Below are 10930 nucleotides of genomic sequence, written 5' to 3'. Positions count from 1 at the left end.
ATCTCTTGCAGGCCATGAGCCTTGGACCGATGACAGGGATGCTGGTGATCTTCGTGTTTCTCTTGATCATCGGCATTTTCATGGAGGCGATCCCGGCCATGTTCATCCTCATTCCGGTGCTCATGCCGCCCGTGCAAACACTAGGCATCGATCCGATCCATTTTCTCATCGTGACCGTCATGACGCTGACACTTGGTCTCGTGACCCCGCCTGTAGGTGTCTGTTTGTTCGCGGCGGCTCAGGTCGCCAACATGAAGGTCGAGGACGTCATCCGTGGTTCGCTGGCACCGATGGCAGTCTTGACGCTGGCGATCTTCGCGCTGGTCCTCTTTCCGGTCCTGACGCTCGGACCGATACGCCTGCTGGGAATGTACTGACAATGGTCGATGGCATCACGGACCGGCGTCCTCCGTGTGCGCAGGTCGGTCCAATCCTGGTCATGGGCGTTGCCGGCACGGGCAAGAGCGAGATCGCATCCCGGCTCGCAGCCGCGCTTGACGGCACATTCATCGAGGCCGACAGCTACCACAGTGTCGAAAACGTCGAGCGCATGCGTCGTGGTATCGGTCTCACGGACGCCGAGCGATGGCCTTGGCTTTCGGCTGTTGCGACTGCCGCGCTTGATGCCGGCACGCCTGGTCCCGTGGTCATCGCCTGTTCGACCCTCAAACGCAGATACCGCGATTTCCTGCGCGAAAGGATCGGACCACTCCGGATCCTCTATCTCGCCGGGTCCCCTGAATTGATCGCCAAGCGGCTTGCCGGCCGCAAGGGGCATTTCGCCAGCCGATCGCTTCTTGAAAGTCAGATGTCGACCCTGGAACCTCCGTCAGAGGACGAGGAGAGCGTCATCCGCGTGGATATACGCTTGGCACCAGAAGCCATCATTGCCGCAGCGCTTGCCCGCCTTGAGAATGAGCATTCGGTTTAGGACTTAGTCGCCCAGGCATCCCGTTCAGCACGCAGCCAATCAAGGAATGTGCGGACTTTCTTGCGACGGAGATGGTCGAATGGGCAGACGATCCATTGGGTCACCAGCCGTATGGTCGGATATGTGGTTACCGGGCAGACCAGGCGGCCTGAGGCCAGCTCTTGCTCCATCATCAATGTACTCTCGAGTGCAATACCCATGCCACCCGCGGCAGCATCGATCGCCATGTGGCTACGGTCGAACAGCACCCGTTGCCAGCGCTCCGTTGGGGTCACACCCGCCAAGGGAAACCAGGTCGTCCATTGGGCTTGCGACTTGGCGGAATGGATGAGGCGGAACTTTGGAAGCTCGTCGGGCCTGAGGCTGCCGCGAGCCGCGTAGTCGGGCGCACAAACTGGCAGGAATTCCTCTTCTGCGACCCCTTCGACAAACAGGCCAGGCCAGCGCCCGTCGCCGTGTCGAAGCTCGATATCGACGATTTCCTGGTTGAAATCGGTCGGCTCATTCGTGCCGTCCAGCCGGACTTCGAGATCGGGATGACGATCGAGGAACGAACCGAGCCTTGGGAGCAGCCATTTGTTAGATAGCGTCGGCGTGGCGCGAATAGTGAGGCTGGTGACGGAGCGAAAGCCCTTTATGGTCGCGGTCGCCTCCGCAATGTGCTCGACCTGATCGGCGATCATCGAGAAATAGCGTTCGCCTGCTTCCGTCAGCACAATGCCGCGGCCGGCCTTTGCCAGCAGTGCGACCCCGAGCTGCAGTTCAAGGACCTGGATTTGCTGGCTAACCGCTGAGGGTGTGACACTGAGCTCTCGTGCAGCACCAGTGATGCTACCTGCTCGTGCCGCGGTGTGAAACACAAAGATCGGCTTTATCGGAATGTGCATCTTACATGTTCGCGTTTGGTTTTTACCGTTAGATCACCGCTTGGTGCCCTCGCCAAGCGACAAGGTTGCTGAAAATGTGAAAAGACCACCCACTTCCCATTGACGAAACAAGCAGGCGCGCTTGCGAACTCAGCGCGTCTTCATTCCACTCGCTCTGCGACCGCCTTGCCACACGCGTCGGTAGACAGCGGTCCGCCAAGGTCTCGGATACGCAAGCGCTGGTCGGCAAGTGTGGCCCCGATCGCACGCATGAATGATGCAGACGCAGCTACTTCGCCGAGGTGATCCAGCATCATTGCCGCCGCCCAAATCTGGCCGATCAGGTTGGAGACCATCTTTCATGAAAAGTCAGGAGCCGAGCCGTGAACGGGTTCGAAAAGTGACGGGAACTTCCGCTCCGGGTTGATGTTTCCGCATGGCGCGATGCCAATGGTTCCCGTGCACGCGGGACCCAGATCGGACAGAATGTCTCCAAAGAGATTCGAAGCGACGACGAGAATTTCTCGGGGTTCAGCACGAAGTGAGCGCACAGAATGTCGATATGATATTCGTGGGCTTCGACGTCCGGGTACTTCACCGCTGCCTCGCAGTACGGCATCGAGATGGAATACTATTCGATTTCGTAGCGGATGTCAGCTTCCGCCGCGGCCGTTTCTAGGCAGTTCGAAGCAGGATTCGATTTACGCCGATGCGGGTCATCACCGTCTCTTGAACAACCACTTCGCGCTCCGTCCCAGAGAAAATCCTGCCGCCTATCGAAGAGTATTCCCCTTCTGTGTTCGCGCCTACTACGAAAAAGTCGATATTCTCGATTCTCGTCGCCTGCGGAGAATACCGCGCGCGAGGACCCGTATCTGCACACGCCTGAGGGCGGATATTTAACGAACGACACGAGCCACTCGGCTTCCGAGCGGCCTGTTGATCATGGGCATATGACCCCGTAGGCGCCGGCATCCAGCGCCTTCATGCCCTGCGCAGGATCAAGCCACGGCACGCGGACAAAGGGAACCACATTGCTCGCCTGCAGGGCCTGCAGCATCCCGACCGATAACTGATAATCCACAATGCCGTGCTGCAGGTCGATGGTAATGCTGTCGTAGCCCTGCACCGCCATGATTTCGGCGGAGAACGCATTCGGAATCGAAAGCCAACCGTTGAGCGCGCATCGCCCCTGGACCCAGATCTGTTTCAGCTTGTTCGGTTTCATTGCCTTCTCCTTCGACCGTCCACTCCGGGCTTTTCATCGTCATGCAGGATTGGGGCTTCCGCATAGGGTGGCGGCGTCCGTGTTTGTACCGGACGCCGCGCGGGAATCAGCGGCGATAGGGCGCGATAAGCGCTTCCATCATGCCGATCTCGTCCGAGGTGAGGTCCGTCAGGGGAGTGCGGACCGGACCCGCGGCAAAACCCTGGATGCGAACACCCGCCTTCACGGCCGAGACGGCATAGCCCTTGCCGCGATTGCGGATCGCCATGAACGGATAGAAGAAATCCTTCAGGATGCGCTCGCAGGTGGCGCGTTCGCCGGCGCGCAGCGCGGCGTAGAATTCGTTTGCAAGGCCGGGTACGAAGTTGAAGACGGCCGAGGAATAGGTGGTGAAGCCCGCACCTAGATAGGCTTCGGCGAAAAGCTCGGCCGTCGGCATGCCGCCGAGATACATGAGCCGATCACCGATCTTCGCAGTGATCTGGCGCACGAGGCCGATATCGCCGGTGCCGTCCTTGAAGCCGATGAGGTTCGGGCATTCGTCGCACAGCCGCGCGAGCGTGTCCGCCTGAAGCACAGAGTTGTCACGGTTGTAGACCATGACGCCGAAGCCGACCGACTGGCAGACCTTCTTGATATGCGCGTAAAGACCTTCCTGGGGGGCATCGATCAGATAGTGCGGGAGGAGCAGGATGCCATCCGCGCCGACCTTTTCCACGGACCGCGCAATATCGACGGCGATTTCCGTGCCGTAGCCGCAGCCAGAAACGATTGCTGTCTTGCCCGCCACTTCCTTGGCAGCCGAGACGATGCCCGGAATTTCATTCGGCTTCAGGGAGAAGAACTCGCCGGTGCCGCCAGCGGCGAAAAGCACGGGGGCCTCGTAGCTCGCCAGCCATGCCACATGCTCCTTGTAGCTCTTCTCGGCGAAGCGCCCCTCCGCGTCAAAGTGCGTGACGGGGAAAGAGAGCAGGCCGGAGCCAAGGGCGGCCTTGAGTTCTTGGGGGCTCATTTCTGTGTCTCCGATTTGAATGCTGGACATGAGATTACCAGTCAGGCCATGCAAGTCAATATGTGATAATATCTCTTCGGCAATATCTCGACGAGATCATATCTTTGTCTCGTAGGGGGCCAGCGACTTGCAAAAATTCATTAATTCAATGGCTTGCTTCGAGACAAGTGCGACATGTGGCGCTCACCGTCGGAAATTGAGGCCCAGCACCGAAGGTGCGGCCACCAAGATGACATATGATGTCTATGCTTTGGCGCGCCTCGCACAAGCCAAGGCCCGCCGCTTAGCGCAAAAGCACGCCCTATCGCAGGTCGATCGGAAGCAGTGCCGCCGGTAGATTCTGGTATGCGACCGGCCGGAGGAAACGCCGGATAGACATGGACCCGACAGAGGTCGCACCGAAGTTCGTCGATGCCGGGTAAGGGCCGCCATGCACCATAGCGTCGCAGACCTCGACGCCGGTCGGAAAGCCGTTGCAGAGAATGCGCCCGGCCTTACTCTCAGCGAGGACGAGGAGCCCACGGGCGAGTTCGGTGTCGTCGTCGTCGAGATGCAACGTGATGGTCAACTGCCCTTCGAAAGATGCAGCGACTTCGAGAAACTCAGCTTCGCTTCCCACCTCAACCACAATGCCGGCGGGACCGAAGACTTCGTCATGGAGTTCGGGGTTCCCAAGCCAGGTGGCGGCGGTGGTGCGAAATAGGTTGGGCGATGCCTGACGCTGGTCGGATGCGGCGCTGACGAGGCGCTCGACGCCGGATGCATTCGCAAGCGCATCGACGCCCGCTCTGTAGGATTGCGCCATCCCCGCGGTTAGCATCGGCGCGGATGGGACGCTCTTTAGCGCATCCGCCGCAGCTTGCACGAACGTCTCGGCAGCAGGGCCGGTCATCACGATCGCGACGCCCGGATTGGTGCAGAACTGCCCCACGCCTTGCGAGAGCGAGGCTGCCCATCCGCGGCCGATCTCCTCGCCGCGCGCCGCCGCCGCCATCGGAAGCACGAACATGGGATTGATCGATCCGAGCTCCCCGAAGAAGGGGATGGGCTCGGGGCGCGCCATGGCAAGGTCGAATAACGCGCGTCCGCCCGCAAGCGAGCCGGTGAAGCCGACGGCTTTTATCGAGGGGTGCTGAACGAGGGCGTGGCCGACCAACCGGTTGCCGCCCTGGATGAGGCTGAAGGCGCCGGCGGGAATGCCGCAGCGCCGGACGGCGCCGTCCACGGCGTGCGCTACCAGTTCGCCGGTACCCGGATGAGCGCTGTGTCCCTTCACCACGACAGGACAGCCTGCGGCAAGTGCTGCCGCGGTGTCTCCGCCTGCAGTGGAGAAGGCCAGCGGAAAATTCGAGGCGCCGAAGACCGCGACTGGTCCAACCGGGCGTTGCAGGAGGCGGATGTCGGGGCGCGGCAGCGGCTGCCGGTCGGGTAGGGCCGCGTCGTGACGCCGGTCGAGATAGTCACCCTGCTCGATGTGATCGGCGAAGATGCGAAGTTGGCCGGTGGTGCGCGCCCGCTCGCCTTCCAGCCGCGCGGCGGGAAGGCCGGTTTCCGCGGTCCCTGTTTCGGTGATTTCCGGGCCGAGGCGCTCGATTTCCTCGGCGATGGCACGCAGGAAGGTCGCACGCTTCTGTCGGGAAAGGCCGCTATAGGCGGCAAATGCATCTTCCGCCGCGCGCGCGGCCTCGTCGACGAGGTCGACCGTGCCGGTTGAATAGGTGCGGTCGGTTCCGTCCACGGTGGCGGACTGAAACGATCCTGCGCCATCCTTCCACTGGCCGGCGATGAGGTGCTTTCCTGTCAGCATGATATCAGGCTCCTTGTCTCAGTGCGGGTCCTGCGCCGGCCAGGCGCTCCAACGATTTCACGATCGCGGGATAATCCTTCTCCCAATCGCTATTTGCCTTGGCCGAGGCGAGCAACTGTCGGCAGAGCGCCGTGCCGGGCAGGGGCACACCATTCTCGCCGCCCGCCTTGAGAGCGAGGTCGAGATCCTTGGCATGGAGGGAGATCCGGAAGCCGGGCTCGAATGTTCGGTCAATCATGCGCTCGCCATGGACCTCCAGGATTCGGGATGCGGCAAAGCCACCCATCAGTGCCTCGCGAACCTTAGCGGGATCGCAGCCCGATTGCCGCGCGAAGACGAGGGCCTCGCCGACCGCCTCGATCCTCAGGGCAACGACGATCTGGTTGGCGATCTTGCAGGTCTGACCGCTGCCGCTTTCCTCGCCGATATGGCTGATGTTCCTGCCCATGATCTGCAACAGGGGCATCGCTCGCTCGAAGGCTTCGAACGGTCCGCCGCCCATGATAGAGAGCGTCGCATTCTTCGCGCCGACCTGGCCGCCGGAGAATGGGGCGTCTAGATAAAGCACATCTTTTTCCCGGAGTTTCCTGGCGAATTTCTTCGTCGCCACCGGATCGATGGAACTCATGTCGATGTAGAGGCTGCCCGCGGTGAGCGCATCCGCGAGCCCTTGCTCGAAGAGGACGCGCTCCACGTCGGGCGTGTTCGGCAGCATCGTGATAACCGCTTCACAATGCGCCCCGACCTCACGCGGGCTTGCATGAACTTGCAAGCCTTTGGCAAGGAGGTCTGCCGGTGCGGGCGTGCGGTTCACCGAGGTGTGAACGGCGTGTCCTGCATCGAGAAGATGCCCCGCCATCGGTGCGCCCATCACACCGAGACCTATGAATCCGATGTTCATCTCAGACCTCCATCATTTGGCAAAGATGCCGCCCTGAAGGCGATTGACGATGTCCTCCCGGCCGGGATGGGGATCGGCGGTGTGTATCTCGGCCTGCCAGGCGTCCGCGCTGTCCTTCGGCCGGTAGCCGATATGCGACGCGAGGCGATTGTCCCAGAAGGTCGCACTATTATTTGATGCACCGTAAATGATCGTGTGGCCGACGCGCGGCACGCTCAGCGAGCGCTCGACGAGTTGCCACATGTCCTCGAAGGACAGCCATGTGAGGAGATGGCGGCGGGTGCTCGGCTTCGGCTCGCAGGAGCCGATGCGCACCGATACGGTTTCGAGGCCATGCTTGTCCCAATAGAGCTGCGCGAGGTTTTCCCCAAACGCTTTGGCGACACCGTAGTTGGAATCGGGTCTTGCGGGAACGTCCGTCCCGATGATCTGCATCTGATCGTAGAAGCCTATCGCGTGAACCGAGCTCGAGAAGACTACGCGCTTGACACCGGCAAGGCGCGCGGCCTCGTAGAGGCTTTGGAAGCCGACGATGTTGACGCGGCAGATCGAGGCGAAATCCGCGTCCTTCGACAGGCCTCCGAAATGCACGATGGCATCGATATCCTTCACCAGGGCTTCCGCCGCAGCGAGATCCCCGAGATCGGCCGTTACCAGTTCCTCGTTGGGGGCCGCATCGGACATGGCGGCGATGTCGGTGGAGCGAAGGAATTTTACCTTGGGGGCGAGGCGCTTGCGCAACTCGGTGCCCAGCAGGCCGGCAGCGCCAGTCAACAGGATGCGATCGTAGAGCATGTTCGTCTTCCTTGCAGTTTCAGAGGTGGGATGAAGGCTCGCCCAGAAGGCGCGTGAAGAGGCTTTGATCGATATTTCCGCCAGAGGCGACCACGACCGCCGTCGTCCCCTGCATCGCTTTTGCCTGCGAGAGGAGGGAGGCGAATGCAGCGGCCCCACTCGGCTCGACGACCAGATTGAAGCGATCGAACAGGATACGGACCGCGTTCGTCACCTGGGCGTCGGTCACGGTGTCGAAATCGGGTGCGAGGGATTTGGCGATCGCGAAAGGGACTTTGCCGGGTTGCGGTGACATGAGACCGTCGCAGAGCGTGCTCGCGCCAGCTTCGCCGGTCACGCGCCTGCCGGCGGCAAGCGACCTTGCAAAATCGTCGAAGCCGTGCGGTTCGACCGCGACGATGCGGCAGCGCGGAAAGGTATCCCGGACTGCGCTTGCCGAGCCGGCGAGAAGGCCGCCGCCGCTTGCCGGAACGAAGAAGGCGTCCGGCTGGATTTTCCGCCTTGCGGCCTGTGCGGCGACCTCCAACCCAACCGTTCCCTGCCCAACGACGATGTCTTCGTGATCGAACGGCGGCAGGAGGATTGCGCCTTCGGCGATGAATTCGGCAGCCCGGCGCTCACGACTGGCGAAGAAATCCGTGAGGATCTCTACGCCCGCGCCTAGGGCGCGCGTGCCGGCGATTTTTCGGACCGGCGCGGAGGCAGGCATCAGCACGGTCGCTCTCGCTCCCACGATGCGCGCTGCATAGGCGAGCCCCTGCGCGTGGTTGCCGGAGGAGAAGCCGACGAAATGCGCATCCGGCACCGCGCCGAGGCGAAGCGCGAAATTCAGCGCGCCGCGGGCCTTGAACGAACCGGTCTTCTGCAGGCACTCGGCCTTGACGAGGACGCGCAGGCCAAGTTCGTCGTTGAGCGTGTCGCTCTCCAGCAGAGGCGTGCGCAGCACGAAATCGCGGATCAGCGACGCTGCTTCATTTATTTTCGCGTGAAGGCGGTCCATGTCGATCGCCTTTACAGGTAGCGGGCGAGATTGAAGGGAGAGAGGTCGATCCTGCTCTTGCCGTCGTGGATGGTCTCGGCCACTGCTTCGCCGATGCCGAGCGAATGCTTGAAGCCATGACCGGAGCAAGCGGAGACGACGATGACCTTGTCCATGTCAGGATGGTTGTCGATGATGAAGCCGTTGTCGGGCGTGTTGGTGTAAAGGCAGGTCGCGTTGTTGACGATGTCGGGTTTGACGCCCACCATGTTGGGGCCGACATGCTTGGTGTAGAAATCCTCGGTCTCCCAGCGCTCGGCCGCCGGCGTGCCCTGTTCGTGATCGAAGTCGGGCGTATCGCGGCTTGCCACCATCTTCACGCCTTCGCTCGGATCCGTCACCGGGAAGCCGGTGAAATAGTCCTCGAGCCGATCAGTAACAAACCAGATGAAGACCGGCATGTTTTCCGGGGAGAAGGGCGTGAAATCGTCCGCATTATACCAATGGATCGTCTGGCGCGTGACCGTCAGGAGCCTGTCGAAGGGCGCGCCTAGCAGGCGGCGCGTCCAGGCGCCGGCCGCAACCACCGCCCGTTTCGCATGGATCGTGCCGGCGCTCGTCTTGACGATAACCTTGCCGTCTATCTGGTCGATCTTCTCGACGATCGTATCGGTCAGAAGTTGCGCGCCATGTGCCTTTGCGCCCTCGACCTGCGCTTCGATCAGCGCCTCCGGCAGCATGTAACCCGCGTTCGGTTCCAGATAGCCCCGGTCGGTGTCACGGAACTGCCGGAACTGGGGATAGCGGGCGCGCAGGGCGTTGGCGTCGAGGATTTCATGTTCGATGCCGAAACGTTCCGCCATCTCGATGCTGCTGGCCAGAAAGTCCTGGGCGCCGTGAAGCGGAGTTGCGCCGGTCATCGGCGAACCGACGATCAGGGTGCCCGATTTCACGAGGAAGGTCCGGCCGAATTCGGCTTCCAGTTCCGCGATGATCTCATGGGAGCGCATGGCGAGCGGCACATAGGCCGGGCCCTCGCCCACCGCCTCGCGGGTCACGCGCGTGCCGCCATGGCTGGAACCGTTGGAATGAGGTGGGACGAAACGATCGATTCCAAGCACAAGCTCGCCGCGCTTGGCAAGCTGGTAAAGGGTTGAGGCGCCCATAGCGCCGAGCCCGACGACGACGACATCGGTTTCGATAAGAGGTGCATTCGAGGACATGGCCGTGCTTTCTTAATCGCCGGCGGCTTCGCCGGACACAGGTTCCAGACGCCCCACGCACCGTCGCCTGCCTTGCGGGCGGCCGCGGATGCTAGAGGGCGGACGTGTCCTATGCCTGGTCGATATCCTCAAGGCATCCGGCTCGAAGCTGGAAGAAGGTTTCCTCGTTTAATCGCGGAGTCATAAGATCACATAGCCATAGTCATCATATCTTACACTTGTTCGTCAAGGCTATTGTCGGCCGTCTCCGTCGATTTGCCGGCCTGAACCATGAGGCCGCGATAGCGCATCTGGCTCCCTCCAATATGATTCTTCATGGCTTCGCGTGCCGCCTCAACGTCCTGGCCGGCAATCGCTTCGCAGATGGCATTATGTTCGCTGACGGATTTCTCAAGATATTGCGGGGTGATGAGGGTTCCGCGCTTGGTTCCTTCCAAAGCGCGGCGTGGAAGAATCGATAGGCCAAGGCGATCGAAGAATTCCACAAACGCTTCGTTGTTGGTGGCCTCGGAAATCGCGCGGTGAAATGTCCAATCCGCCTGTTCGGTCGGCTCGTTCTGGGCGAGGGCGTCGCGGAACCGGCTGGCTGCCTCCCAGATCTTTGCCTCCTGTGCCCAGGATCGCCGGGCGGCGGCGAGGCCCGCGGCGTGGACCTCCACGGCCATACGAAGCTCGAGAATATCGAGCATGGAGGCGGAAAAGTGAAGATTTCCAACGGTTTCTGCCGAAGATGCGCCGGTCTCGGTCTTCTGGGAAACGAAGACGCCGACCCCGTGCTTGGCTTCAAGCAGGCCATCGGCGCGAAGGGCCGCGACGGCCTCGCGGATAACGGTGCGGCTGACACCGAATTCCTGGGCCAGCGCCTTTTCCGTCGGCAGTTTGTCGCCGACTTTGGTCGCGTCGTCGAGGATGCGCTCCCTCAGCGCGTGCGTTGTCTTCAGCGTCAGCGTGTTCTTTTTCTTGCCGGCCAATGGGGCCGCCGTGTCGCCGCTTGTCGTCATATCTTTCGGCATTCTTGTTTTCCTGTCCCGTTGTCGTTCGGCCTCGGCAATGGGATCGTGCCGATGGTTCCTTAGGTCAGAAGACTATATTTTTGTATCATCGAAGACAATCGTCTTGACAGGTGATCATATCTCCAGCACGTTTAAGATACGATCTTAGCCGCAAGCGATCATACGCGCATAAGTA

The 10930-nt window shown here is 61.3% G+C and carries 11 protein-coding genes and 1 pseudogene; 2 read left to right on the top strand and 10 right to left on the bottom strand.

Annotated features, from left to right (window positions below):
- Nucleotides 1–377 (top strand): TRAP transporter large permease subunit (locus tag ACQ5BM_RS29745; RefSeq protein ID WP_429819029.1); only part of this gene is annotated, 377 nt, incomplete at its 5' end.
- Between the two features lie 2 nt (nt 378–379).
- On the top strand, nt 380–931 hold the full coding sequence (locus tag ACQ5BM_RS29740; protein ID WP_429819027.1) for a gluconokinase: 552 nt from the start codon (nt 380–382) through the stop codon (nt 929–931).
- On the opposite strand, the gene ACQ5BM_RS29735 is transcribed toward ACQ5BM_RS29740, so the two are convergent.
- The 10 genes and pseudogenes from ACQ5BM_RS29735 to ACQ5BM_RS29690 all read right to left on the bottom strand — a co-directional run bounded on the left by ACQ5BM_RS29735 (nt 928) and on the right by ACQ5BM_RS29690 (nt 10755).
- On the bottom strand, nt 928–1818 hold the full coding sequence (locus ACQ5BM_RS29735; RefSeq protein ID WP_429819025.1) for a LysR substrate-binding domain-containing protein: 891 nt from the start codon (nt 1816–1818) through the stop codon (nt 928–930). The two genes, ACQ5BM_RS29740 and ACQ5BM_RS29735, sit on opposite strands and share 4 nt — an antisense overlap.
- 140 nt (nt 1819–1958) lie before the next feature.
- A pseudogene (locus ACQ5BM_RS29730) lies at nt 1959–2625 on the bottom strand (isocitrate/isopropylmalate family dehydrogenase); the annotation flags it as partial.
- A 115-nt stretch (nt 2626–2740) separates the two neighbouring features.
- Entirely contained in the window at nt 2741–3025 is a 285-nt protein-coding gene (locus ACQ5BM_RS29725) for an aldolase/citrate lyase family protein (protein WP_429819023.1), read from the bottom strand.
- 106 nt (nt 3026–3131) lie between these two features.
- Nucleotides 3132–4037, bottom strand: coding sequence for a 5-dehydro-4-deoxyglucarate dehydratase (gene kdgD / locus ACQ5BM_RS29720; protein ID WP_429819021.1), 906 nt, complete (start codon nt 4035–4037; stop codon nt 3132–3134).
- Nucleotides 4038–4338: 301 nt separating this feature from the next.
- Nucleotides 4339–5844, bottom strand: coding sequence for an aldehyde dehydrogenase (NADP(+)) (locus ACQ5BM_RS29715; protein ID WP_429819019.1), 1506 nt, complete (start codon nt 5842–5844; stop codon nt 4339–4341).
- A 4-nt stretch (nt 5845–5848) separates the two neighbouring features.
- Nucleotides 5849–6745, bottom strand: a complete 897-nt coding sequence (locus ACQ5BM_RS29710; protein WP_429819017.1) for an NAD(P)-dependent oxidoreductase — start codon at nt 6743–6745, stop codon at nt 5849–5851.
- Between the two features lie 12 nt (nt 6746–6757).
- The gene (locus tag ACQ5BM_RS29705) at nt 6758–7540 is read right to left on the bottom strand and encodes an NAD-dependent epimerase/dehydratase family protein (RefSeq protein ID WP_429819015.1); all 783 of its coding nucleotides are present in this window, start codon (nt 7538–7540) and stop codon (nt 6758–6760) included.
- A 19-nt stretch (nt 7541–7559) separates the two neighbouring features.
- Nucleotides 7560–8540: a threonine ammonia-lyase gene (locus ACQ5BM_RS29700; RefSeq protein ID WP_429819013.1), complete on the bottom strand. Its 981-nt coding sequence runs from the start codon at nt 8538–8540 to the stop codon at nt 7560–7562.
- 11 nt (nt 8541–8551) lie between these two features.
- A complete protein-coding gene (solA, locus tag ACQ5BM_RS29695) occupies nt 8552–9742 on the bottom strand; it encodes an N-methyl-L-tryptophan oxidase (RefSeq protein WP_429819011.1) in 1191 nt (396 codons plus the stop codon).
- 212 nt (nt 9743–9954) lie between these two features.
- Entirely contained in the window at nt 9955–10755 is an 801-nt protein-coding gene (locus tag ACQ5BM_RS29690) for a FadR/GntR family transcriptional regulator (protein WP_429819009.1), read from the bottom strand.
- Nucleotides 10756–10930: the final 175 nt, after the last annotated feature.

Origin of the sequence: Ensifer sp. B1-9 (genome assembly GCF_050474445.1) — a bacterium.
GTDB lineage: Bacteria > Pseudomonadota > Alphaproteobacteria > Rhizobiales > Rhizobiaceae > Ensifer.
Note: the sequence above shows the minus strand (reverse complement) of the source record. Positions and strands in the feature narration are given on the sequence as shown.